Raw genomic sequence first — 24,461 nt, forward strand, 5'->3', positions numbered from 1 at the left:
CTGAGTTTATTGTTGTAGCGCTTTCTCCTGCACAGTGCCGGCGGTGACCACCTGCACACTCAAGCGCGGCGTCGCCAGGTCCAGCCCGGCTTCATCCAGATGACGCTTGAGCGACAGGTTGAACGCCCGCGACACTTCCCACTGCTTGATCGGCGCCGTCTTGAAACGCGCACGTAGAATCGCACTGCCTGACTCGAAGCTCTCCACGCCCTGAATCTCCAGCGGCGACCAGATGTTGCGGCGCTGCAGTGGGTCGTTGCGCATTTTCTGGCCGACATCGCGCATCAGCTTGATGGCGTCGTCGATTTCCATGTTGTAGGGGATCGCCACGCGGAAGATCGCGTAGCCGAACTCCCGCGAGTAGTTCTTGATGCTCTTGATCTCGCTGAACGGGATGGTGTGCACAATGCCGTCGATATCGCGCAGGCGCACGGTGCGGATGGTCAGGCCTTCCACCGTACCGAGGTGGCCGCCGACATCGACATAGTCATCGATGGCCAGGGAGTCTTCGATGATGATGAACAGGCCGGTGATCAAGTCTGCCACCAGCGATTGCGCACCAAAGCCAATGGCCAGGCCGATCACACCGGCACCGGCCAGCAACGGCGTGACGTTCATGCCCATGTTCGCGAGGGCAACAATGGCAGCGATGATAAAGATGGTCACAAACAGCACGTTGCGGATCAACGGCATCATCGTCTGCGCGCGGGCATTGGCCAGGCCTTTGCGCGAGCGGGTGAGCGCGTGGTGGATCGCGGTGTCGCTGAGGATCCAGATCAGCCAGGCAAACAGCAGCGTGCCGCCGAGGCCGAACAGCTTGACGCTGATTTCATGCCCGTCGCCTTCGGTAAAGCGAATCAGCGACAGGCCCCAGACCCGCAGGCCCAGTTCGATAAACACCAGCCAGACCACCAGATGCGCCAGGGTATAGACGAAGCTCTTCAGCCGCTCGGAGTACAACGCATGGCGTTTGTGCCCGCGTTGCGGCTTGAGCGCATGGCGGCGAACAAGGCCATTGATCACCATGCACAACACCAACAAAACGGTGCACAGCAGCGACTGGCGCAATGCCGTGCTGGTATCGCCGGCAGACACGAAGGTGGCGAACAGCGAGATGCCCACCAGCAGCAAGGCCGGGATGTACCAGAAGGAGCCGATGATTTCGATGGTGTCGCTGAGTGCCCTGCGGGTCAGGCGACGGGACAGCGGCTGGTTGCGGATCAGGTGGGCGATGGGCCGGCGGAAACGCAGGATAAACACACCGGTCGACAGTGCTGCCATGACATTGGCGATCGTCGCGGCAGTGTGTGACAGGTGCTGGCCCAGAGCCAGGACGAGGCGCGGGTCGCTCAAGGCCTCACCGAAGGCGGCAAAGCTGCCGATCCACCACAGGGGGCGGAACGCTTGGTGACGCAGGATGTACAGCGCGCGATGGCGATGCGGGCCGTCGAGCACCGAAAAGGCAATCACGCAGATGGCAGAGAAGCAGGTACCGACCACCAGCGCGTAGGCCAAGACCATCGCCAGGGATTTGCCCAGGGACGAGGGCAGGGCATAGCTCAGGTAGACCGTGATCACCAGCGCGATCAGCCATGGGCCGAGCTTGCGCAGCGCGAAGCGCACCATGTCCCAGGTGCGTGGGTGTTGCGGCAATTCTTCGGGCAGGCCGAAGCGTTCGCGGACGCGGTGGCTGAGCCAGATCAGCGCGGCGGCGAGCAGGCTCCACACCGCCAGGATAAGGGCGAACCCGAAAATGATCGGCAGCCATTCGTTGGCCGGCAGCATCAGCGCACTGAGTTCTTCTTTGGCCAGGTCGACTTCGTTGGACCAACGCCCCACCGGGCTGTCTTCGCCGGAGAACTGCTGCTCAAAGCCCGACAGCGTACTGCCGATGAGCCCTAGTACGCCTTGCTCGGCGGCGGGCTGGGCTTTTTGCGTGGCGGCGCGCAGCTTTTTCAGGTCGCTCAGCAACTGAGTGCGCTGCTGGTCGTTTTCCAGGGTCTTGATCACCTCGTCCAACGACTGCCCCAGTGGCACGTCGGCCTGGGGCTGGGTTTTGCTGTTGTTACCCAATAGGCCGGGCAGGCCCACGGCTTGGGCAGGCGTGAGCGGCAGCAAGGTGAGCAGGGCAATCAGGCAATAGCAGGGCAGGGCAAACAGACGGGAAAGCACGAGGCGGTCAACCTTGAAAACGACGGGTTGAGCGAGTGTACGAGTGCAATCGTCATTCGGCCAGTTTGGCGAGGATCTTGTACACCACGGTGCCCAGGATCAGCAGCATGCCGACCCACATGCCGAAGACGCCGAGGGGCTTGTCACGAAAGTTGAAGCCTACAGCCAACAGGATCATGCCGATCAGAATCGGGATAAGCATGGCGTGGAAAGAGGACATGGAGATCATGGTGCGACGGCCTTGTCGGAGTGGGAATACTGACAAGTCTAGGTCGGATCGCAGAAAGTGCAGGTGATGCAGATCAGGTGTGCACAGAACCAAATGTGGGAGCGAGCAAGTCCGCTCCCACATTTTAAACCCCATCCGGCCCTGAATCAGGGCAGGTCACGGCTCGCATAAAACGCACCCAGTACCTTCACCAAATGCGCCAGGTCATGGCTGCCGCACAGCTCACGAATCGAGTGCATGGCAAACGTCGGCAAACCGATGTCCACGGTGCGCACGCCCAGGTGGCTGGCGGTGATCGGGCCGATGGTGGAGCCGCAACCCATGTCGCTGCGCACCACAAAGCTCTGCACTGGCACTTCCTGTGCCATGCACAAGTGACGGAAGAACCCTGCGGTTTCGCTGTTGGTGGCGTAGCGCTGGTTGCTGTTGACCTTGATCACCGGGCCCGCGTTGAGCTTGGGGCCGTGATTGGCGTCGTGCTTCTCGGCGTAGTTTGGGTGCACGCCGTGGGCGTTGTCCGCAGACACCAACAGAGATTTCTGAATGGTGCGTACGAATTCATCACCCTCTGGTAGCAGGCGACGCAGGGTCTGTTCCAGCATCGGGCCATCCGCGCCGCACGCCGAGCAGGAGCCGACTTCTTCGTGGTCGTTGCACACCAGCACGCAGGTTTCATCGGTCTCGCTGGTGAGCAAGGCTTGCAGGCCGGCGTAGCACGACAGCAGGTTGTCGAGGCGCGCGCCGGCGATGAAGTCACCGTTCAGGCCAATCACTGCGGCACTTTGGGTGTCGTAGAAGCTCAACTCGTAGTCCAGCACTACGTCGGCGTTCAGCCCGTGTTCCCGTGCCAGCTGCTCAGTGAGCACGGCACGGAAGTCTACGCGCTCGTCACCGGCAAATTGCGCGAGGATCGGCGGCAGCTCGGTCTGGGCATTGATCGGCCAACCCTGGTTGGCTTCACGGTTCAGGTGAATGGCCAGGTTGGGGATGATGGCGATGGGCAGCTTGAAATCGATCAACTGGCTTTCGACCTTGCCGTCACGGCGGAAGGTCACGCGGCCAGCCAGGGACAGATCACGGTCGAACCACGGCGCCAGCAGTGCACCGCCATAGACTTCCACACCCAACTGCCAGAAACCCTGGCGTTGCAGCTCCGGCTGAGGTTTGACGCGCAGGCATGGGCTGTCGGTGTGGGCGCCGACCAGGCGAATACCGCCCTGCAGCGGCGAATGGCGGCCAAGCTTGAAGGCAATGATCGAGGAATCGTTGCGGGTCACGTAATAGCGCCCGTTGGCTTCGGTGGTCCAGGTCTCGCGCTCGTCGAGACGCTGGAAACCGGCCGCTTCCAGGCGCAGGGCCAGGGCGGCAGTGGCATGAAAAGGAGTAGGGGAGGCCTTGAGGAAGTCGATCAGGCCTTGATTCAACGCTTCGCGCATAAATAGCTCCAGACAGCAGTGCGCGGAGTTTACCGTATTGGCTCGCGATTTGGCGTGAAGCTACCTTCTTGAGCACCACACAAAACGACTGTGGGAGCTGGCTTGCCTGCGATAGCGGAGGGTCAGCCAATACATTTGGCACAGATGGACCGCTATCGCAGGCAAGCCAGCTCCCACATTGAATGCATTTGCAGCGTTAGAACGGGGCGGAGCACTCGAAGCGCAAGCGCTCGCCGCTCTGCGGATGCGTGAAGCTCAGCATGCTCGCGTGCAGGCACAGGCGCGGCCAGGCAGCCAAGGCTTGTTCGTGGGCATAAAGACCATCACCGAGCAGCGGGTGGCCGATGGAGAGCATGTGCACACGCAACTGGTGCGAACGCCCGGTAATCGGCGTCAGCTCGACGCGGCACCAATCGCCGCAACGTTCCAGCACTTTCCAGAAGGTCAGCGCATGCTTGCCAAACTCGTGGTCGACCACATGGCGTGGCTTGGTCGGCGGGTCGTAGCGCAGGGGCAGGTCGATACTGCCGCTGTCCAGTTCCGGTTGGCCCCAGGCCAGTGCGGTGTAGGCCTTTTCGGTTTCGCGGTCGTGAAACTGGCGGGACAGTTCGCGGTGGGTATCGGCGTCCCGGGCCAGCAGGATAATCCCCGAGGTTTCCCAGTCCAGTCGATGGACGATGCGGGCTTCGGGGTAGCCGTTTTCCTGCAGGCGGGTGATCAGGCAGTCCTTGTTGTCATCGGCACGGCCAGGCACCGAGAGCAGCAGGGTCGGCTTGTTCACCACCAGGACAGCGTCGTCCTGATGGAGGATGTGGATATTGGACAACGGCATTAAACAGCCTCGCAACAAACGCCAACGGCGGCTCGCCCACCCGGCCCTTAAAAGGGATCAGGGTGAACGAGCCGCCGTGGCGGCCGCCTTTTCGATTAACGATCAGGCAGGGTGATATTGAGTTCCAGAATCGAGCAACTGCCGTCATTTTCCAGGGCGACATGCACGTCATCGTTGCCGATATTGACGTACTTGCGGATTACCTCGACCAGTTCCTTCTGCAAGGCTGGCAGATAATCCGGCGTGCTGCGTTGGCCGCGTTCGTGCGCCACGATGATCTGTAGACGCTCTTTCGCTACCGACGCGGTACTTGGCTTTTTGTTGGCGCGAAAGAAGTCGAGAAATTTCATTGTTTAGTTGCCTCCAAAGATACGCTCGAAGAATCCCTTCTTCTTCACATCGAGGAAGCGGTGTTCCACGGTCTTGCCCAGCAAGCGATCGACGGCATCGCTGTACGCCTGGCCGGCGTCGCTCTGGTCGTCAAGAATCACCGGAACACCCTGGTTGGAAGCCTTCAGGACTGCCTGGGATTCTGGAATCACACCCAGCAGGGTCACTGCGAGGATGTCTTTCACGTCTTCAACACCGAGCATTTCGCCGTTGCTGACGCGCTCAGGGTTGTAACGGGTGAGCAGCAAGTGCTCCTTGATCGGGTCTTCGCCTTTTTCGGCGCGCTGGGACTTGCTGGCCAGCAGGCCGAGCATGCGGTCCGAGTCACGTACCGAGGAGACTTCCGGGTTGGTCACCACGATGGCCTCATCCGCGAAGTACATCGCCAGGTGAGCACCGGTTTCGATACCGGCCGGTGAGTCGCAGACCACGTATTCGAAGGTTTCCTTCAGCTCGGCCAGGACTTTGCCTACGCCTTCTTTGGTCAGCGCGTCTTTGTCGCGGGTTTGGCTGGCGGCCAGTACGTACAGGTTCTCAAGGCGCTTGTCCTTGATCAGGGCCTGTTGCAGGTTGGCTTCGCCGTTGACCACGTTGACGAAGTCGTACACCACGCGGCGCTCGCAGCCCATGATCAGGTCGAGGTTACGCAAACCGACGTCGAAGTCGACGATAACTGTCTTGTGGCCGCGCAAAGCGAGGCCGGTACCGATAGCGGCGCTGGTGGTGGTCTTACCCACACCACCCTTGCCGGATGTAACCACGAGAATCTTGGCCAAGGTGTTTCACCCCTAAGGAAAAAGGACTTTTCGGTCCCTGAAAAACATCTCTTGGAACTCGCCGCAGGCGGACAGCCTTTGTAGGAAAAAGATGTGGTTTCCGCTGGGAAACGCCAACTTCCAATTATTCCTACGCAAGTATTGCCGGTTTCGCTGTGCTATCAGAGTCTAGAGATGCTTGGAAAATGCGGCAGTATCCGTTAAAGACGGATGATGTTCAACACATCGCCCGACAGGTTGATCTGCACCGAAGCCCCCCACAGCGGATCACGGCGCAAATCTTCTGAAACCTTGTACTGGCCTGCGATGGACACTAGCTCAGCGGTCAACTGCTGGCAAAAAATACGCGCCTTGGCATCGCCCTTGATGCCGGCGAGGGCACGTCCGCGCATCGGGCCGTATACATGGATGTTGCCATCGGCAAGAAGTTCCGCCCCCGGGCTGACCGAGGAGATCACGACAAGGTCACCCCCCTGGGCGTAAATCTGCTGCCCGCCGCGTACGGGCGAGGTGATGATCTTTGTCGGCTTGATCGTCGGCTCCGGTGGTTTTTCCGGTTTTTTCTTCTCTTCACCGACCAATGGTTCAAGCGGTCGCTCGCGCGCGCCGGACGGTGGCAGTACTGGCAGTTCAATGGCGATGGCCGCAGCAATGTCTTCAATGCGGCTGGCGCGAATCGCCAACGTGCGCAGGCCATGGGAGCGACAGACGCGCATCAGGCCAGGCAGATCGATACTGCCCTGGCCGGCGGGCAGTTTGTCCAGCGCCAGCACCAGCGGGGCGTTGTTGAAAAAATTCGGCGCCAGGGCGACCTTGGCGGCGAGCTGGCGGTCCAGGGCCTCGAGGTCGTTACGGGCGAGTTCCAGCACGGTGATGGCGAGCATGCTGCCTTTCAGCTGGAACACGGGATCTTGGTCTAGCGGTTCGGTTTGGCTCATGGTCGGCAAAGCGGCTTGTCACGAAAAGTGTCGAGACTTATAACGAGAACACTCACCCGCCGCAAGCCGAGTCGAACCGTTGTAGAATGCGCGGCCCTTGTCTTTACCGGAATCTGTAATGGATCGCCCGCGTTTTCGAGCTGTTTTTTTTCACCCGCGCTTTTGGCTGTTATGGCTGGGGCTCGGCCTGCTGTGGCTGATTACCCAACTGCCATACCGCGCGCTGCTGACCATTGGTCGCCTGCTGGGTGCTGGCATGTACCGCGTGGCGGGCGAACGTCGCCGTATTGCCGCGCGAAACCTGGAACTGTGCTTCCCGGAAAAATCCGCTAAAGAGCGTAAACAATTGCTCAAGGAAAACTTTGCCTCCACCGGCATCGCCTTCTTTGAGATGGCCATGAGTTGGTGGTGGTCGCGCCAGCGCCTGGCGCGCCTGGCCCATGTCGAAGGCCTGGAACACCTCAAGCAGGCCCAACTGGATGGCAAGGGCGTGATTCTCATGGCCCTGCATTTCACCACCCTGGAAATCGGTGCGGCACTGCTTGGCCAGAAGCACACCATTGACGGCATGTACCGCGAGCACGGCAACCTGCTGTTCGACTACATCCAGCGCCGTGGTCGCGAGCGTCACAACCTCGATTCCCTGGCCGTGGAGCGCGAAGACGTGCGCGGCATGCTTAAGCTGCTGCGCGCTGGCCGCGCCATCTGGTACGCACCGGACCAAGACTACGGCGCCAAGCAAAGCATCTTTGTGCCGCTGTTCGGCATCCAGGCGGCCACCGTGCCCGCCACCAGTAAGTTCGCCAAGCTGGGCAAGGCGCTGGTCGTGCCGTTCACTCAACAGCGCCTCGCCGATGGCAGCGGTTACCGCCTGGTGATCCACCCGCCGCTGACTGACTTCCCTGGCGAAAGCGATGAAGTCGATTGCCTGCGCATCAATCAGTGGGTCGAAGCCTCGGTGCGTGAATGCCCTGAGCAATACCTGTGGACTCACCGCCGCTTCAAGAGCCGGCCACCGGGTGAACCCAAGCTGTACGAAAAACGCCGCTGATAAGACCGATTTTTTCCCACATGGAGTGAAGCAATGCGCCCAGCTGAACCGGTTACAGGCTTGATTCTTTCCGGCGGCGGGGCGCGAGCGGCTTATCAGGTGGGGGTGCTGGCGGCCATTGCAGAGTTGTTGCCGCCGGGAGCACCGAATCCTTTTCCGGTGATCGTCGGCACCTCCGCCGGCGCGATCAATGCGGTGAGCCTGGCCAGCGGCGCCATGGACTTCAGGGCCGCGATCCAACGTCTTACCGCCTTCTGGCAGGGCTTTCGTAGCCACCAGGTGTTGCGCAGCGACTGGCCGGGGGTGATTCGCCAAGCGAGCCGCTTCTTTATCCACAGTCTGCTGGGCCTGGGCGCCCGGGTGCCGGTGGCCTTGCTCAACAGCTCACCGTTACGCGACCTGTTGCAAGAGCGCTTGAACCTGGACGGCATCGACGAGGCCATCCGGCATAAACATCTGCACGCGGTAGCAGTGACGGCCTTTGGTTATGAGTCCGGGCAAGCGGTGACCTTTTATCAAGGCGGCGGCACCATCGACGCCTGGTTGCGCCATCGCCGTATCGGCATGCCCACTCAGTTGACCGTTGAACACCTGCTGGCCAGTTCGGCGATCCCTTTGCTGTTTGCGCCGGTCAAACTCGACCAGGAGTTCTTTGGCGACGGCGCCGTGCGGCAATCGGCGCCCATCAGCCCGGCCCTGCATTTGGGCGCCAATCGCGTGCTGGTGGTGGGGGTCAGCGGCAACCCGCGTGGCAATGAACCGGCCGTGCAACGCACCTACACCGGCCAGGAACCGACCCTGGCGCAGATCGGCGGGCACATGCTCAACAGCACGTTCATTGACAGCCTGGAAAGCGATATCGAATTGCTGGAGCGCTTGAACCAGTTCAGCCATTTCCAGCCGGGCGACAGCGCGGCTCAGGGCCTGGCGCCGGTTGAAGTACTGGTGATTGCGCCGAGCCAGCCCATTGATGAGATCGCCGCGCGGCATCGCCAGGAATTGCCGGCGGCGTTGCGCTTGTTTTTACGCGGGCCGGGGGCGACCAAGACCAGCGGGGCAGGGGTGTTGAGTTACTTGCTGTTCGAGGCGGGGTATTGCAGCGAGTTGATTGAATTGGGGCGGCGGGATGCGTTGGCCAAGCGTGAGGAAATCACTCGGTTTTTGAGGTTGCCCCCAAACTAAATGTGGGAGCGAGCAAGCCCGCTCCCACATTTTGTATTGCGGTGTGAGTTAGAAGTGGTACTTGACCAAAAAGCTCGCCGTATCCTGCGTCGTCTTGAACGCACCCGAATCTTCAATCCCGTACTTGTTCTTCCAGTAGTCGTATTCAAAACCGACATACAACTGCTTGTCGCCCCAGTGCAATGCCTTGCCCAAGTCATATTTGACCTGTGGGTTGAAGTGCAGGTTGGCGTGGTAAGTGCCACGGGCATTCTTGTCGTTGTCCACGACCCAGTCCATGAAGCCGTCGATCAACACGTCGGAGTTGCCCACCGGAATCGTGTACGACCAGACCGGCGTGATCTGCCAAACGCCATCACCCGGGCGATTGCCTTCGGTCTGGCGCTGGTAGAAGTTCAGCTGGAAGTAGTCGAAACCCGGAATGTTCAAATCGAAGCCAGGACCGACCAGGTACGATTCGTTATCGCCTTCACCAAACTCGTAAGTCATCGCCAGCAATACATCCTTGATCGGACCAAAGGACAGGTCCTTGTCGAGAATCTTGCCAAACGACAAACGCGGGCTGAACTCGCCGTAATAAGTATTCGGGCCGACGTTGCCATCTTCTTTGCCGTTATAAAAGATGCGGTCGAGGAAGAAGAAGTTGTCGCCGTACTTCCAGGCATCGGCATGTTCGAACGTGACGGTTTGTTGGATCTGCGGGTTGACGGTGAAGCTCTTGCCCCACAAGTAAGTCAGGCTGTTGTTCTGCCACTGCAACAGGTCACCGGCCACGGCTTGACCACCTGCCAGCAGGGATCCCGCCAGCATCAGGCCTTTGAACATAGGTTTCATTCGGTTGCTCCCGAGTTAAAATTTTATGGTTTTTCTTCTACGCAGGCGCTCTGGTGTGGCGCCTTTTGGTCAGCTGCAAAAATCGTCTGTTCGGTCAGCTTTAGTGCATTTAGCAAGAGCTGCGCCAAGGTGTTTAAAAAGCCAAAAAATCCCCGTCGGCTGCATGGGATGCAGTCGAATTCAGGGGACTTTTGCGCACATTGGCCGCAGACATAAGGCCGGGATAAGTTGGCCTTGCAGTCAGCTTTTACATTCGCTGTTTTTTTTTGAGTCGATTCGAGCGGGCGCGGAGAATACTGGCTCTTATGCCTGGGCTCAAGTGCGCTGTAACAGAGCGCGTGGGGCGAGAATGGGGCACGGCTTGTGGCCGGCCCCGGGTGAATGGCGTGCATGTCGTGGTTCCCAGTATCGTTATTGTTTTTGTAAGAACGAAGGAATCAATGCGTAGGCGCGACGGCAGGTCGTTCTGACCCGCCGAGGATGTTGAACAGGATATTCAGCGACAACGCGCTGAGGGTGGCCATGGCGATGCCACTGTGGGTGATCGGGCTCATCCACAGCGGCAGCTGCGCGAAGAACTCCGGGCGCACCACCGGGATCAGGCCCATGCCGATACTCACCGCCACCAGCAGTTGGTTGCGACGGTCGGCGATATCGGCTTCCTGCAGGATCTTGATCCCGGTGGCCGCCACCATGCCGAACATGGCAATCGCCGCACCGCCCAGCACCGCCGGTGGAATCGACGCCACCAGGTATGCCGCTTTGGGCAGCAGGCTCAGCACAATCAGAAAGGCCCCCGCCATGATCGTCACCGAGCGGCAACGCACGCCGGTCATCTGCACCAGGCCGATGTTTTGTGCGAACGAAGAGTGGGTAAATGTGTTGAAGAACCCGGCAAAGAACGACGCGCCGGCATCACACAACAAACCACGGCGCAGCATCTTTGGCGTGACGTCCTGGCCGGTGATCTTGCCCAGAGCGAGGAACATCCCGGTGGACTCGACAAAGATGATCACCACCACCAGGCACATCGAGAGGATTGGCGCCAACTCGAACTTAGGCATGCCAAAGTGCAGCGGTGTCACCACCTGCACCCACGGTGCCTGGGCCAGGCCGCTGAGGTCGACCATGCCAAGCAGGCCGCACAAGGCGTAACCCAGGCCCATGCCGACCAGTACCGAAATGTTCACCCAGAAACCGCGCATGAAGCGGTTGATCAGCAAGATGGTGGCGAGTACCAGCGCGGCAATCGCCAGGTAGATCGGCGAACCAAACGTCGCAGCGGCACTGCCGCCACCGGCCCAGTTCACGGCGATCGGAAACAGCGAGAGGCCAATCGCGGTGATCACGGTGCCGGTCACCAAGGGCGGGAAAAAGCGCACGATCTTGGACATGAACGGCGCGATCAACATACCGAAGAACCCGGCGGCGATGGTCGCGCCGAAGATACCCTGCAAGCCGATACCGGGCATGCCGGCCATGGCGACCATGCTGCCGACGGCGGCGAAACTGGCGCCCATCATCACCGGCATGCGGATGCCCACTGGGCCGATGCCGAACGACTGCACGAGGGTGGCTATGCCGGCTACCAGCAGGTCGGCGTTGATCAGGAAGGCGATTTCTTCACGGCTCAAGCCGGCGGCCTGGCCAATGATCAGGGGCACGGCGACGGCGCCGCCGTACATCAGCAAGACGTGTTGCAGGCCTACCAGAATCAGTTGCAAGAGGGGCAGCCGCACCATCGCGGGCACGGCAGGAATCTGCGGTTCGACTAACTCGGTCATGCAACACCTCGGATCTTTTTTATTTTTGTGTTGTGTGGAACGCAATCTCTACATCACCACAAATCCCCTGTGGGAGCGGGCTTGCTCGCGAATACGGCGTGTCAGTCACTGAATGTGCTGACTGATCCAGCGCCTTCGCGAACAAGCTCGCTCCCACATTTGGATCTGTGTGAATCAGTTAATTAATTGGTGCGGGCCCCCTGGTTGATCCAGGTACCAATCAAATCCCGCTCCTGCTGGGTCATCTGGGTGATGTTGCCCAACGGCATGATCTGGCTCGCCACGGCTTGCGCTTGAATACGCGCGGCCTGCTGCTGGATCTGCGCCGGTGTGTCAAACATCACCCCGGCCGGAGCGGTGCTGAACAGCGGGCTGGTGGGCTTGGCCGAATGGCACACGGTGCAGCGTTGTTCGATCACGCTGTGCACTTGGCCAAAATCCGTCGTGGCCTGAGCCGGTACCGGTTCAGCTGCGGGCGCTGGCGGCGCGGCGGGCTTCAAACCACCCCCCAATGCCGTTTCCGGCAGCGGCTGGTACTCAATGGCAGCCGGTGCCTTGGCCACTTCGGCGACGGGCTTGGGACCGGTCACATAGGCCAGGCAAATCATCGCCAGCGCGCCCACCGGCAAGGTCCACGCATACTTCTGGCTGTTATGCCGGGTGTTGAAGTAATGGCGCACCAACACCGCCGCCACCGCGATACCCGCCAGGATCAGCCAGTTGTATTGGCTGCCGTAGGTGCTCGGGAAATGGTTGCTGATCATGATGAACAGCACCGGTAAGGTGAAGTAGTTGTTGTGACGAGAACGCAGCAAGCCTTTGGCGGGCAGCGCCGGATCCGGCGTGCGGTTTTCCGCGATAGCCGCCACGAGCGCGCGTTGCGCCGGCATGATGATGCGGAACACGTTACCGACCATGATCGTGCCGATCACGGCACCCACGTGCAGGTACGCACCACGCCCGCTGAACACCTTGCTGAAACCATAGGCCGCCGCAATCAACAGCACAAACAGGATGAAACCGAGTAGGGCAGGGCGTTTGCCCAGGGCCGAGTCGCAGAGGAAGGAGTAGATGAACCAGCCGGCGAACAGTGAGCCAATGCCCAGCAATACGCCTTCGGTGCCGCTGAGCGTGCTGCCGGGGGCGAGCAGGTACAGCGTCGGGTTGAGGTAGAACACCACGCACAGCAGCGCGACGCCCGACATCCAGGTGAAATAGGCCTCCCATTTGAACCAATGCAGGTTGTCCGGCATGGTCGGTGGGGCCAGTTTGTATTTTTCCAGGTGGTAGATACCGCCACCGTGGATCGCCCACAAGTCACCGGCCAGGCCGCTCTTGGGGTTGACGCGGTTGAGGTTGTTTTCCAGCCAGACGAAGTAGAAAGAAGCGCCGATCCACGCGACGCCCGTGATCATATGAACCCAGCGCACGCTCAGGTTCAGCCATTCCAACAGATGTGCTTCCACAGTCTTTACCTCTCGCCTGTCACCCTTGTTGTCGGGTGATCCGGCCTTCTCTTATTGGTGGGGGGCGAGGATCAACCGCTCATCCTCTTCAAAAAAATGCTCATCGCAGTTATTGCCTGTGCCACTGCGATCAACCACCAGGAAGTCATCCCGCTTTTCGATCGTCAGCACCGGGTGGTGCCAGACGCCGCGATGGTAATTAATGCCCTGCCTGCCGTTGGTGACGAAGGCGCGGACCAAACCTGATACAGGTGCATCGCCAAGTGGCGCGACCACGATCAGAAAGGGGTTGCCGAGCAGCGGTATGAACGCTTGGCTGCCCAGCGGGTGTCGTTCCAGCATGCACACGGTCAGCGGCATGTCCTGCGCGTCGGCGCGGAAGATGCTGATGATCGCGTTGTCCTCAGGCTGTGCGGTTTCGACCGTCGCCAGCTTATGAAAGCGCATGGTCGACCCATTGTTGATCATGAAGTGATCGCTGCCATCGGTTTCGATAACGTCTCCGAAAGGGGCGAAGGCTTCTTTGGTCAGGGGTTCGATCATCAGTGTGCGCATGGCTGTCTTCTTATCCAGATTCTATGTGTTTGTTTTGCTTCTGTAGCGAGCGGGCTTGTCCCGCGCTGGGTGGCGAAGCCGCCCCAATCCAGCCACCGCTTTCTGCCAGACAGCACTCAGGCGCCTGGTTTTAGGGCGGCTTCGCCACCCAGCGCGGGACAAGCCCGCTCACTACAGGCAGTGTCTATTTCGCGACCTTGCCGAGGACGCGCAGGCGACTTACACCCCCATCCGGGAACACATTCAGGCGGATGTGGGTAATCGGCCCCAGTGCCTTGATCTGCTCGGCAAAGGTGTGTTCGGCGTGCATTTCCAGCTTTTGCGCCGGCAGCAGTTCGCGCCAGAACAACGATTGAGTTTCGATCTGGCTGTCGGTGCCGCCCTTGACGAACGCGCCCTGGATCGAGCAGGTGTCCGGGTAGTTGCCCTTGAAGTGCAGGGTGTCGACGATGATCTTCTCGATCTCGCCCGGGTGGCCCAGGGCGACGATCACCCAGTCATTGCCCGGTGTACGACGACGTGCGGTTTCCCAGCCGTCGCCCATGTTGATGCCACGGCCTGGGTTGAGAATGTTGCTCATGCGGCCGAAGTGTTCATCGGAGCAGGCCAGCGCGCGGCCACCGTTGAGGGCTGAGGCCAGGTCGACTTGTTCGTTGTCGCCGACCGACGACCAGTCGCGGAATGGAATGCCGTACACACGCAGACGCGCCACGCCGCCATCCGGATAGATGTTGAAGCGCAGGTGGCTGTAGGCCTGGTCGTTGTTGATCTCGTGGTAGTGGTGGCTGTTGCCTTGCAGCTCGACGGCCGACAGCACTTCCACCCACTGGGTGTTCTCATCCGGGTCGCCCGAGGCCAGGAAGCAGGCTTCCAGCGACGCCGACGGCGGGTAGTTGCCGGTGAAGAATGAAGTGTCGATGTCCACGCCTTTGATCGAGCCGGGTACGCCCAGGCGGATGACCGCGCTGTCGTAGCCTTCGAAGCGCTTGCGGCGCGACTCCCAGCCGTCCATCCACTTGCCGTTGTCATCGAAAACGCCCTCCTTCCACACGGCCGGGGTCGGCTGGAACAGGCGGTTGGCGTCAGCGAACCAGTCATCGGTCACCGAAAGGATCTTGGTGCCCAGACGGGCGTCGGCCAGGTTGACGAACTTCTCGAAAGGTACGGCGTAAGCTTTCATTCTTCTTGTCTGCCTTAGATAGAGTGGCTGGGGATGGTCGTTTAGAGGGTCAGTAATCGGAACAATGCGATCTTGTTGATCTCGGCCAGTGCGCACTTGAACTCGGCGTCTGCCGAGTGGTGGATGCGCGTTTCGAACGCGGCCAGGATCTGATGCCGGTTGCTGCCTTTTACCGCCATGATGAAGGGAAACTTGAACGTGGCCTTGTAGGCGTCGTTCAGCTCGGTGAAGCGTGAGAACTCTTCGGCCGTGCATTGGTGAATACCCGCGCCGGCTTGTTCATCGGTGCTGGCTTGGGTCAGTTGGCCCTGGACGGCGGCTTTGCCGGCCAGGTCCGGGTGAGCGTTGATCAGGGCCAGTTGACTGGCATGATCGGCGCTCAACAGGATGTCGCTCATGCGCTGGTGCAGGGTTTCGATCTCGTCGATCGAGGCGTCCTGGCCCAGGTCGAAGGCCTTCTCGGCCACCCATGGCGAATGTTCGTAGATGTCGGCGAAGGCGGCGACGAATTCATCGCGGCTCAGGGTCGATGGTTTAAGGGTTTGGAACGCAGTCATTTCGCTGCTCCCGTGTACGGGTGGGTTTCGTGCCAGTGACGGGCAATGTCCACGCGGCGGGTGAACCACACCTGTTCGTGACCTTTGGCGTACTCGATAAACCGCTTCAACGAAGCCAGGCGCGCAGGGCGGCCGATCAGGCGGCAGTGCAGGCCGATGGAAAGCATCTTCGGCGCCTCGGCCCCTTCGGCGTAGAGTACGTCGAAGGCGTCCTTGAGGTATTCGAAAAAGTCATCGCCCTTGTTGAAACCCTGCACCTGGGTAAAGCGCATGTCGTTGGTGTCCAGGGTGTAGGGGATCACCAGGTGCGGCTTGCCGGTAGGGTTGTTAGGCTCCCAATAGGGCAGGTCGTCGTCGTAGGTGTCGCAGTCATACAGGAAACCGCCTTCCTCCATCACCAGCCGGCGGGTATTCGGGCCGGTGCGCCCGGTGTACCAGCCCAATGGGCGCTCGCCGGTGAGTTCGGTGAGGATGCGGATGGCTTCGAGCATGTGCTCGCGCTCCTGGGCCTCGTCCATGTACTGGTAGTCGATCCAGCGGTAGCCGTGGCTGCAAATTTCGTGACCGGCCTCGACCATCGCGCGGATCACGTCCGGGTGACGCTGGGCGGCCATGGCCACGGCGAAGATGGTCAGTGGAATATCAAATGCTTTAAACAGCTTGAGGATGCGCCACACGCCAGCGCGGCTGCCGTATTCGTACAGCGACTCCATGCTCATGTTGCGCGCGCCTTGCAGCGGCTGCGCCGAAACCATTTCCGACAGGAAGGCTTCAGACTCTTTGTCACCGTGCAAAATATTACGCTCGCCGCCTTCTTCGTAATTGAGTACGAAAGACAACGCGATGCGCGCCTTGCCCGGCCAGTGGGGGTGAGGAGGGTTACTGCCGTAACCGATCAGGTCGCGTGGGTAGTCAGCGCTCACTGCAGTCTTCCTTCTTGTTCGTGATCATTCATGTGGCGGCCGGGCAGTGAAAAGACTGGGTGGCGTCACGGCGATGAGTGATTGTATACAACTTGTCGGCAACTTTGTAAGCCTGCATTTATGCATTTTTTCCGCAGAGCTCTGTGTAAAGGGTGTAGCAAGAAACTTGCCTGACTGGTCAGCTAATGGGCAAAAGGTCGTTTAAAAGCAAGGATTACCCATTGATCAGTCTGTCGAGCATCAGCGGTGTGCTGATCCGAGGCTTTGTGATTTTTATTGTGTACAATTTTTTTTAAAAGTGTCTTAATCAGTCATCGCCGGCTTTTTCGATGCCCTGAAAAAGTGCGGATCACTCTTCTACTGACCACGGGAGGCGCGTAGACGCCATGGGACGCTTGACCACACACGTTTTGGACGCCGCACACGGCTGCCCCGGCAGCGCGATCAAGGTTGAACTGTATCGCGTCGACGGCACTCAGCTTGAGCGGGTCGCTACCGCCGTGACCAACAGCGACGGCCGCTGCGACGCGCCATTGCTGCAAGGCGACGATTACCGCAGCGGTGTCTACCAGCTGCAATTCAGCGCCGGTGATTACTACCGCGCCCGTGGCGTGCAATTGCCTGAACCGGCGTTTCTCGATGTGGTGGTGCTGCGCTTCGGCATCAGCGCCGAACAGGATCATTACCATGTCCCGCTGCTGATTTCGCCTTACAGCTACTCCACCTATCGCGGTAGCTGAGCGTCACCTCGCTTCACACCCCCAAAGCTCTTCGTTGGTTTTTCGCCCGCCCACACTGCGGGCTTTTTTTTGCCTGCAGTGGGTTCAATTATCTAGCGCCTTCTGACCGCCTGCGTTGCTTAGGCTGAGTGTTTTCCTCCACGAGAAAAAACACCATGACCTCGGCCACCGAAAGTCAGTCCGCTCCTCCCGTTTCCAGCCCTGCGTCCGACACCGACGACATTGACGACGCCAGCGATGCTGAAGAGACCGTCGACGCCGAGTTACGGGCCATTCGCAACCAGTTGAAAGTACGGATTCGCACCTCTACCCATCCCAGCCGTCTGATCAATCAGATCTGGCTGGCCGACATGCGCTGCCGCGAGTCGGCGCAGACGCTGACACATCTGCTGGGGCGCTCGCCCAAAATCTTGAAGGTGATTCGCGCCGAGCTGTACAAGGAATTCAAGGAGGAACCGGATGATCTGCTGTTTACCGTGCCTGCGAAGGGCGGTGAGCCCGAGAAAGTCGACAGCCTGACCAGTCGGGCATTGTCGTTGCTTTTTGAGCCCTGGACGGCTGCCAGTGTTTCCCCGTCAACCACCCTGACCATCAAAGGAAAGCCCGGCTCTGGATTGACGTTGACGCCGTTGGAAGCCCTTCAACGAGTGGTCGCGATGCGGCTCTATGAGCGATTAATCCACACGGCCGCTCACTATTGGGACACCTTGGCATACGGTTCCTGGCGGACGCGCCGGGAGCGCTGGGTAGCGTTGCACGAGGAACTCTTCGCCGACCGTGCCTTGATCGCGCGGCAACTGGATGAGCTGTCGAGTACCGGAATGGCCATGGTTCAGGCCGTGATTGATGCCCCGAGCGCGCAGGCGCGTCAGGTCGCGGGGGGGGATTGGGCCGGTGTGCGAGTGGGCCAGTTACTCTGGCCGGGTACACCTGCGATGGTGATTCCAGGTGCCTTGCATATCTATCGCGAGGGTGACCCCAGTGGTGTGCCGCATATCATTTACCTGCCGGGTGTGGCCCGCAATCTCTACGAGTACCCTTCCTTCGTCGCGCTTCAGTGCGGTGTGCTGGAGCTGAGCAAGTCGCGGTTTGACGAGCTCTGGCAATGCTTGCCTTTAAATCGTCGCCCAGTGTTATGCCGTCCTGCGGACTTATCCCCGGCGTCCAGCGTTGTGCGTGGCTTGGAGATTTTAGAGGATGCGTTGGCGCTGGGCGCGCAGGAGTTGCTGAGGCAGCAATGGAATAACGAGTTGGCCTGTGTTTCGGTGATTTATCACCCGCACGTATTTGCCACAGAGCGGCCGCAGCCACTTGATGCAGGTTCCTTTCTCAAGCACGTGGAGGGCAACAGGAAACAACTGGTCGGGGGGGCTCGGCTCGGCGCGCTGCGTGACGAATTGCTCGATTGGGACCACCAGCGACGAAGCACAGAAATTATTTTTGCCAGTATCGCGCCCGGCTTGGCGCTGCGCACGGCAGAGCAGCAGATCAAGCGTTACGAAAAAGGCCTGGTCGCGCTGCTGGATCCGGATAATCCAAGCGCCGAGACACCGGAATATCAGGAGGTCGTCGCCTGGGTGGACCAACTCAAGGTTCACGCCCAAACCTTGCATGCCTTGTCGCTGGGTGCCGGGCAACGATTGCTTCACGTTGATTTTTGGTCTGAGCGCCCAGGTGGGGAGGGGACGCCCAGGCGGGTTGTGTCGTTTATGCACGCCCAAGCCGAGGCCTTGCGCTGCGAAGTGCAGGTGCAACACAGGCTTAAGTTGCTGAGTGCGGCGCATCGTGACTTGATGATTGAAGTGGTGGAGCAGCCTTTGCCCGCCCGGCGTCCGAACAGTCAAACCCAGGTATTGTCGATCGCCATTGGCAGCGAGCTGGATGCCTTTTATTCGCTCCATAACATCAGGGTGGTGACGACCGCCGCAGCGGTGAGGGTCCCGCTTCGCCAGCTACCCGTGGTGCTGTATGCCTTTGGCGAAGTGGGCGGAGTGATGGCTTTTGCCGGGCTGGACGCCCTCACCCGAAGTGTCAAGGCCAGCCTCGTCAGTCGGGACGATTCCGTGCTGTGGGGCTGTGTCGCGCGCGATAAGCGCAATGACTTACGCACACATGCGGCGCGTAAAACCTTAGAGGTGCGCTACGTGCCTATCCCTGGCAAGCCTGCATTGGCCTCCCTCAAGAAGCTCATTGGGACTTGTTATCGCTTGTACAACAGCGCCGATGACATCACGCGTATTTTCAGTGAGGTAAAGGATGCCGAGTTGAGTCGTGCGCTGTTGCTGACCGAGCTGGAGCAACACCTGCAGGTTCCCGTCAATAGCGCTCTGAGCCGCGCGCAGGCGAATGTCGAGCTGCTGCGCAAGGTAGCGCTCGAAGCGAAAAAAATGCCGGGATGGTTAACGGGGGCAACCCGTGCGCAGCGAAAACACTTCAGACGCTCGCAGAGGCTTTACATGAGCAGCACCTGGGCATTTTTAGCCCGGCTCGAGCAACGTCTGCCGGACTTGAACACCTATGCCCGCCAAAAGTTGACCGCCCGGTTGCGCCACGAGGGGCTCTCCTTGGGGGTGGAGATAGACGAGCCCTTTATGGCGATGTCCGGAGATATCCACGGCACGTATTGTGATCATAAAGACGCTTGCCGCTTGAAAGACCCGCAAAAGCTACTACCCGCGTCTTCTTCGTGCAGGGCCTTCAGTCTGTTGGAGCTGGCGCTGCACAACCTGGATCCGCTGGCACCGTGGACGAACCATAAATTGAACCGTGCTTGCCCTCTGCGACGGACGTGGCCAGACAGTCTTTCTACCGGGCATTTGAGGCAAATCATCTCTTCGCTGGATATAGGCGGCCAGTACGACGCGTTGATCAATAAGGTGTTTTATCCACCTGTTAACCCCAACCGCCCGCTCAGCGAAGGACGTATTCCCGAGTTATTGAATCGCGTGTTGCGAGCGGGTGGTAAGCATCATCTGTTTTCAGCGGTTCAACAGGGGCTGTCGGCGACAGCACAAAGCGTTTTCAGCACTGCAATGGCCGCACGGACACCGCAGGACCTGATGAAAAACCAGCATGAGTTACAACTGCACGTGGTTCATTTGGTGGGCCATACGATGCAGCATGATCGCTATGTCGCAGGGATAGTGGTCGTGCAAGACAAGCGCTCGGAGCTTTGCGTGGTCTATTGGCCCCAGGCCCCCCTCGCCTTGGTACTCACTGAGTACGGCAACCTTGAAAAGGCCAAGGCTGAATTGAACCGTCTAGGCGCATTGCCCGATAACGTTAAGACGCTGGCACGCCAGGTCGCACCCGGCTGGGCTTTTCAGGCAAAGCATCAGTCCCCGTTCGAACCAAAGGTCTTCAACCTATTTGATGTGCTTCCTGGCAGTTCCCTCGTGAGAGGGATTTGGCGGTTGACCCGCCTGTTCTCCGTCAAGCATCTGGAACCGTCGCTGTTGCTTGATGAGATTGAAGAACAGGTGCTCGAGCAGATTGCCAGTGATCCACGGGATTGGCTGGCGATTGTCGCCACGTCCAACTGCAATGCCCAGGCGTTGCTGTACCACGGCAAAGTGCACGAGTTGCAACGCCAGACACAGGCAGCCAGTTACTCCAATAAAGCGCTGAAGGAATACCGAATCCGCCGCCTTCGCGACGATAGCTTAGCCAAAACACGGATGGTGTTAAGTGCCTTTATTCCAATACTCGGAGTGTTCAGTGACATCTATGAGTTGTACGTTGCAGCGCGGCATTACAAGCGTTATGGCGACACCAGTGATAAGCGCGTGTTGGCCGATACGATTAAATTTTTTATGGTCAACCTGGTAATGACTTTCGTACCCGGCCCCAAGCGGGCGGGCGTTGCGGCAGCTTCCGCGATACGGTCTGCGCTGCCCCCGGCTCTGGGGCGGATACGCCGCTGGCGGGTGGAACCGAGTGGTGTTCCCCGTTCGGCGTCATCCGTGAGGCAACTTCCGGCCCTGGAGCGTTTCAAGACTGCATCGGCGCCGGAGGGGGCCGTGGCGTTGAAGGGGCCGGGTCGGGAAGGTGTCTACGTCAAAAATGGAGAGCTATTTGTGGCGGATGACACACACCATTATCCGGTTTACAAACGGGACAGCGGGCAAGGGTTTCGTCTGAAAAACCAGCAGTCGCCGGGTCAGGACGAACTGATTCTGGATATCCACCAGTCCAGGGAGTGGTTACTCGGCGCAGACGCGCCGCAACCGGTGGCGGGAACGAGTACGAGCCTGCTTACCCCGTGGACACCCCCGGTACCACCGCCGCCGGATTGGTGGCCACCCGTGGTGCGCAGGGCGACGGAAAGCCAGATACGCCAGTCCTCCTCCACGTCCACCCACTGGTTGGATTGGCGTGTGCAGGTTCTGAACCACCAGCAATTGACGTCCCCGGCGCCCGGCGTATTTCACGTCCCGGTAGATAGTCGAGGATTTTCCTACAATGTCCTCCGGCTGGCGCCTCCCTATACGGCCCTGAACGATCCTTTGAGCGGTTATTACCGATTGCTCCCCCAGGGTGGGCAGGCACCCTTGGGTTACATAGTGTTTATCACACAGGATGAACCACTGGTTTCATTGGCTCGCGTTGATATTGAGCGTTGGGCAAGCACATCACGTGCTGAACAGCCCCTTCCTGTATCGCGCACGCCAACGGGCGGGTGGCAGCTCCATGCCCCTCTCTTTGACAGGCCGTTGGCGGAGTACGTCGGCACGGCATTCCCCACCATGACCACCAAAAGCCGAGAATTTACAGTGGCACGAATTATTGAGTTATCAGGCCCGGAACGCCCTGCAACGGCCAGTCATATGCTCAATCTCCGTGCGACGTTGAACGATTGGTTGCCAGCGGCCCCCGCGATACCAGGGCAAACGGATGATGTGTTGAGATTGCTGAGGCCTACTGACAGACAAAGTAAATCGATATTCATAGGGGTAGAAGGCAAAGCGCCAGGCTTCACCCGAGTCGACTTCCGGATATCAGGTTTAGATCTAGATCCTGCGCTTCAATTCCGCCTTCCCAAGCGCCCGGTCCAGCGCGGGGTTGCCATGCGCCAGGCGATTACACACGTGTTGCAGCAGCAAGGCTTTGACGTGCATGAAGTGCTGGTGAAGCATTTCAATAAAACCACCCGTGATTTGATCGTGACCCACCCTCTGTCCAATAAGGTTTACTACGTTTCAATCCATTGGACCTACGGTGGGACGATCGAGTTGGATACGCGACTGACGGCTCAGTGGCTCAATGAAACCATTCGCTTTAATCCGGGTGTGCTGCCACTGGTAGACGTCAGCAGCGCCATGAGCGAAAACCGTCTGGTTCTGATCGTAGCAGGCATCCAGTGGCGCGGTATGAGGGGGAGCCGACCGAGTGTCTATTTCGCCAAAGTCAGCCGGTCCTAGCCTTTATCAATGCCATCACGCCAGCGCCACCGAATAGCCCGGCGCTGATGCGGTTAAACCAACTCTGGCCCTTGCCACTGCGCAGGTAGCGAGCAGCGCCGTGGGCACCCAGGCCGTAGGCCAGCTTGCACATCAGGTCGAGCGCCGTCCAGGTGACGATCATGATCAGCAGTTGCGGCAGAAAAGGCTGTTGGCTGTTGAGGAATTGCGGCAGGAAAGCGGCAAAAAACAGGATGTCCTTGGGGTTGCTCGCGCCCAGTACGAACGCCCGGCCAAATAGCGCACGAAAGCGTGGGACGGGGGCGGCGTACGGCACCTCGGCACGCTGGGCCGGTTGCCGCGATTGCTGCCAGCTCTGCCAGGCGAGATAAAACAGGTACACCGCGCCAACCATCTTCAAGGCGCTGAACAGTTGCTCGGAAGCCAGTAACAACGCACCCAAACCCAGCGCCGAGGCGCTGAGCAGGCAGATCGAGGCAAACACCCCGCCAAGAAACGCTGGATACGAGCGGCGCAGCCCATAGTTGAGGCTGTTGCTGATCATCAGCAGGGACAGTGGCCCCGGTATGAGGATCACCACCAATGCTGCGCCGCTGAACAGTAGCCAGGTTTCCAGGTTCATCCGTTGCTCCTTTATAGAAATATGAATTTGGCGATAAAGATCGCGCACAGCACCCACAGGCTGACAGAAATCTCGCGGTACTTGCCAGTGCCAGCCTTGAGCGCCACATACGTGATAAAGCCCAAGGCGATACCGTCGGCGACCGAGAAGGTCAGCGGCATCATGATTGCGGTGACAATCGCCGGGATGCTGTCAGTGGCTTCATCCCAATTGATATGGGCCATGCTCGCCATCATCAGCATCGCGACATAAATCAGCGCACCCGCCGTGGCGTACGCTGGAATCATCCCGGCCAGCGGTGCAAAAAACATCGCCGCCACAAACAGAATGCCCACGGTCACGGCGGTCAGCCCGGTACGCCCGCCAGCGGCCACGCCGGCAGCACTTTCCACGTAGCTGGTCACCGGTGGTACACCCACCATGGCACCGAATACGCTGGAAGCACTGTCGGCTTTCAACGCACGGGACAGGTTATCGATCTTGCCATCGGCATTGACGAGGCCGGCCCGCTGGGCGACGCCCATCAGTGTACCGGCAGTGTCGAACATGTGTACAAAAAGAAATGCAAATACCACGCTGATCATGCTGACATTGAATACACCTTTTACGTCCATCGCCATCCAGGTCGGTGCCAGGCTCGGAGGTGTGGCAAGAATACCGTTGTAGTGCACCAGGCCCAGGCCCCAACCCGCGATGGTCACGGCGATGATGCTGATCAGGATCGCGCCGAACACGCGGTGGTAGCTGAGGATCGCGATCAGCAGGAAGCACACGGCTGCCAGCAATGGCGCGGGCTCGTGCAACGAACCGAGTTTGATCAAGGTCGCCGGACTGTCGACGATGATCCCCGCAGTCTTCAGGCCGATCACCCCGAGGAACAGGCCGACACCCGCGCCCATCGCATGGCGCAAGCTGACAGGGATGCTGTTGAGCAGCCATTCGCGCACGCGGGACAGGGTCAGGCCCATGAACAGAACGCCGGAAATAAACACCGCGCCCAGCGCAGTTTCCCAGGTGTAGCCCATGGTGCCGACCACGGTGTAGGTGAAAAACGCGTTCAAGCCCATGCCCGGCGCCAGGCCTACCGGCCAGTTCGCGTAGAGGCCCATCAGCAGGCAGCCCAGCGCGGCGGCGATGCAGGTGGCGACGAATGCCGCGCCGTGATCGATGCCGGCGTCGGCCATGATGTTCGGGTTGACGAAAATGATGTAGGCCATGGTGATAAAGGTGGTGAGGCCGGCGATCAGCTCGGTCTTCACTGTGGTGCCATGCAAGCGCAGCTTAAACAGGCGTTCCAGCCAGCCGGTGCGGGTGGGTTGGAGGTCCAGGGGTGAGGCTTCGGATTTGCGGCTGTCCACAGCGAGTACTCCTCAA

At 59.6% G+C, this 24,461-nt stretch carries 20 protein-coding genes; 4 read left to right on the forward strand and 16 right to left on the reverse strand.

All coding sequences use genetic code 11. The features are described from left to right. Window positions 1-6: 6 nt before the first annotated feature. The 7 genes from JBO08_RS16790 to minC form a co-directional block, all read right to left on the reverse strand. Window positions 7-2,172 carry a mechanosensitive ion channel family protein gene (locus JBO08_RS16790; protein ID WP_065873386.1) on the reverse strand — a complete coding sequence of 722 codons (2,166 nt, stop codon included), beginning with the start codon at window positions 2,170-2,172 and terminating at the stop codon, window positions 7-9. Between the two features lie 52 nt (window positions 2,173-2,224). Continuing rightward, window positions 2,225-2,401 (reverse strand): hypothetical protein, encoded by a 177-nt coding sequence (locus JBO08_RS16795; RefSeq protein ID WP_175402976.1) that lies wholly within the window; start codon window positions 2,399-2,401, stop codon window positions 2,225-2,227. A 146-nt stretch (window positions 2,402-2,547) separates the two neighbouring features. After that, window positions 2,548-3,837, reverse strand: coding sequence for a M18 family aminopeptidase (locus JBO08_RS16800; RefSeq protein ID WP_220074762.1), 1,290 nt, complete (start codon window positions 3,835-3,837; stop codon window positions 2,548-2,550). A 196-nt stretch (window positions 3,838-4,033) separates the two neighbouring features. Then, window positions 4,034-4,669 (reverse strand): RluA family pseudouridine synthase, encoded by a 636-nt coding sequence (locus JBO08_RS16805; RefSeq protein ID WP_065873384.1) that lies wholly within the window; start codon window positions 4,667-4,669, stop codon window positions 4,034-4,036. Between the two features lie 95 nt (window positions 4,670-4,764). Beyond that, window positions 4,765-5,019: a cell division topological specificity factor MinE gene (gene minE, locus JBO08_RS16810; RefSeq protein ID WP_003175252.1), complete on the reverse strand. Its 255-nt coding sequence runs from the start codon at window positions 5,017-5,019 to the stop codon at window positions 4,765-4,767. 3 nt (window positions 5,020-5,022) lie between these two features. Continuing rightward, the gene (gene minD, locus JBO08_RS16815) at window positions 5,023-5,835 is read right to left on the reverse strand and encodes a septum site-determining protein MinD (RefSeq protein WP_017737535.1); all 813 of its coding nucleotides are present in this window, start codon (window positions 5,833-5,835) and stop codon (window positions 5,023-5,025) included. Window positions 5,836-6,035: 200 nt separating this feature from the next. Next, the gene (minC, locus tag JBO08_RS16820) at window positions 6,036-6,773 is read right to left on the reverse strand and encodes a septum site-determining protein MinC (RefSeq protein ID WP_065873383.1); all 738 of its coding nucleotides are present in this window, start codon (window positions 6,771-6,773) and stop codon (window positions 6,036-6,038) included. A 118-nt stretch (window positions 6,774-6,891) separates the two neighbouring features. On the opposite strand from minC, the gene JBO08_RS16825 reads away from it, so the two are divergent. After that, complete coding sequence (locus tag JBO08_RS16825; RefSeq protein ID WP_065873382.1) at window positions 6,892-7,824, forward strand: lipid A biosynthesis lauroyl acyltransferase; 933 nt, start codon at window positions 6,892-6,894, stop codon at window positions 7,822-7,824. A 33-nt stretch (window positions 7,825-7,857) separates the two neighbouring features. Next, window positions 7,858-9,006, forward strand: coding sequence for a patatin-like phospholipase family protein (locus JBO08_RS16830; protein WP_065873381.1), 1,149 nt, complete (start codon window positions 7,858-7,860; stop codon window positions 9,004-9,006). Window positions 9,007-9,054: 48 nt separating this feature from the next. On the opposite strand, the gene JBO08_RS16835 is transcribed toward JBO08_RS16830, so the two are convergent. The 7 genes from JBO08_RS16835 to puuE form a co-directional block, all read right to left on the reverse strand. Next, on the reverse strand, window positions 9,055-9,840 hold the full coding sequence (locus tag JBO08_RS16835; RefSeq protein WP_049712208.1) for an outer membrane protein OmpK: 786 nt from the start codon (window positions 9,838-9,840) through the stop codon (window positions 9,055-9,057). 437 nt (window positions 9,841-10,277) lie between these two features. Continuing rightward, the gene (locus JBO08_RS16840) at window positions 10,278-11,624 is read right to left on the reverse strand and encodes a nucleobase:cation symporter-2 family protein (RefSeq protein WP_220074761.1); all 1,347 of its coding nucleotides are present in this window, start codon (window positions 11,622-11,624) and stop codon (window positions 10,278-10,280) included. A 182-nt stretch (window positions 11,625-11,806) separates the two neighbouring features. After that, entirely contained in the window at window positions 11,807-13,090 is a 1,284-nt protein-coding gene (locus JBO08_RS16845; protein WP_065873379.1) for a urate hydroxylase PuuD, read from the reverse strand. Between the two features lie 51 nt (window positions 13,091-13,141). Beyond that, the gene (locus JBO08_RS16850) at window positions 13,142-13,645 is read right to left on the reverse strand and encodes an ureidoglycolate lyase (RefSeq protein ID WP_065873378.1); all 504 of its coding nucleotides are present in this window, start codon (window positions 13,643-13,645) and stop codon (window positions 13,142-13,144) included. 184 nt (window positions 13,646-13,829) lie between these two features. Further along, window positions 13,830-14,825 carry an allantoicase gene (alc, locus tag JBO08_RS16855; RefSeq protein WP_065873377.1) on the reverse strand — a complete coding sequence of 332 codons (996 nt, stop codon included), beginning with the start codon at window positions 14,823-14,825 and terminating at the stop codon, window positions 13,830-13,832. Between the two features lie 41 nt (window positions 14,826-14,866). Further along, entirely contained in the window at window positions 14,867-15,382 is a 516-nt protein-coding gene (gene uraD, locus JBO08_RS16860) for a 2-oxo-4-hydroxy-4-carboxy-5-ureidoimidazoline decarboxylase (RefSeq protein WP_065873376.1), read from the reverse strand. Then, window positions 15,379-16,305, reverse strand: coding sequence for an allantoinase PuuE (gene puuE, locus JBO08_RS16865; protein ID WP_065873375.1), 927 nt, complete (start codon window positions 16,303-16,305; stop codon window positions 15,379-15,381). The genes uraD and puuE overlap by 4 nt, the downstream gene beginning before the upstream one ends. 386 nt (window positions 16,306-16,691) lie before the next feature. Between puuE and uraH the strand changes: the two genes are divergently transcribed. Further along, complete coding sequence (gene uraH / locus JBO08_RS16870; protein WP_065873374.1) at window positions 16,692-17,045, forward strand: hydroxyisourate hydrolase; 354 nt, start codon at window positions 16,692-16,694, stop codon at window positions 17,043-17,045. A 155-nt stretch (window positions 17,046-17,200) separates the two neighbouring features. Next, window positions 17,201-22,465, forward strand: coding sequence for a dermonecrotic toxin domain-containing protein (locus JBO08_RS16875; protein ID WP_220074760.1), 5,265 nt, complete (start codon window positions 17,201-17,203; stop codon window positions 22,463-22,465). Here JBO08_RS16875 and JBO08_RS16880 read toward each other — a convergent pair. Beyond that, entirely contained in the window at window positions 22,452-23,087 is a 636-nt protein-coding gene (locus JBO08_RS16880; RefSeq protein ID WP_065891070.1) for a LysE family translocator, read from the reverse strand. The genes JBO08_RS16875 and JBO08_RS16880 overlap by 14 nt on opposite strands. 11 nt (window positions 23,088-23,098) lie before the next feature. Next, the gene (locus JBO08_RS16885) at window positions 23,099-24,445 is read right to left on the reverse strand and encodes an NCS2 family permease (RefSeq protein ID WP_065873371.1); all 1,347 of its coding nucleotides are present in this window, start codon (window positions 24,443-24,445) and stop codon (window positions 23,099-23,101) included. Window positions 24,446-24,461: the final 16 nt, after the last annotated feature.

Source organism: Pseudomonas sp. LAP_36, from assembly GCF_019456785.1.
Taxonomy (GTDB): domain Bacteria; phylum Pseudomonadota; class Gammaproteobacteria; order Pseudomonadales; family Pseudomonadaceae; genus Aquipseudomonas; species Aquipseudomonas tritici.

Excerpts from the sequence above, each read along its gene's own strand:
- JBO08_RS16795 (WP_175402976.1), bottom strand. The coding sequence starts at position 2,401 with ATGATCTCCATGTCCTCTTTCCACGCCATGCTTATCCCGATTCTGATC.
- JBO08_RS16800 (WP_220074762.1), bottom strand. The coding sequence starts at position 3,837 with ATGCGCGAAGCGTTGAATCAAGGCCTGATCGACTTCCTCAAGGCCTCC.
- JBO08_RS16805 (WP_065873384.1), bottom strand. The coding sequence starts at position 4,669 with ATGCCGTTGTCCAATATCCACATCCTCCATCAGGACGACGCTGTCCTG.
- minE (WP_003175252.1), bottom strand. The coding sequence starts at position 5,019 with ATGAAATTTCTCGACTTCTTTCGCGCCAACAAAAAGCCAAGTACCGCG.
- minC (WP_065873383.1), bottom strand. The coding sequence starts at position 6,773 with ATGAGCCAAACCGAACCGCTAGACCAAGATCCCGTGTTCCAGCTGAAA.
- JBO08_RS16825 (WP_065873382.1), top strand. The coding sequence starts at position 6,892 with ATGGATCGCCCGCGTTTTCGAGCTGTTTTTTTTCACCCGCGCTTTTGG.
- JBO08_RS16830 (WP_065873381.1), top strand. The coding sequence starts at position 7,858 with ATGCGCCCAGCTGAACCGGTTACAGGCTTGATTCTTTCCGGCGGCGGG.
- JBO08_RS16835 (WP_049712208.1), bottom strand. The coding sequence starts at position 9,840 with ATGAAACCTATGTTCAAAGGCCTGATGCTGGCGGGATCCCTGCTGGCA.
- JBO08_RS16840 (WP_220074761.1), bottom strand. The coding sequence starts at position 11,624 with ATGACCGAGTTAGTCGAACCGCAGATTCCTGCCGTGCCCGCGATGGTG.
- JBO08_RS16850 (WP_065873378.1), bottom strand. The coding sequence starts at position 13,645 with ATGCGCACACTGATGATCGAACCCCTGACCAAAGAAGCCTTCGCCCCT.
- alc (WP_065873377.1), bottom strand. The coding sequence starts at position 14,825 with ATGAAAGCTTACGCCGTACCTTTCGAGAAGTTCGTCAACCTGGCCGAC.
- uraD (WP_065873376.1), bottom strand. The coding sequence starts at position 15,382 with ATGACTGCGTTCCAAACCCTTAAACCATCGACCCTGAGCCGCGATGAA.
- uraH (WP_065873374.1), top strand. The coding sequence starts at position 16,692 with ATGGGACGCTTGACCACACACGTTTTGGACGCCGCACACGGCTGCCCC.
- JBO08_RS16875 (WP_220074760.1), top strand. The coding sequence starts at position 17,201 with ATGACCTCGGCCACCGAAAGTCAGTCCGCTCCTCCCGTTTCCAGCCCT.
- JBO08_RS16880 (WP_065891070.1), bottom strand. The coding sequence starts at position 23,087 with ATGAACCTGGAAACCTGGCTACTGTTCAGCGGCGCAGCATTGGTGGTG.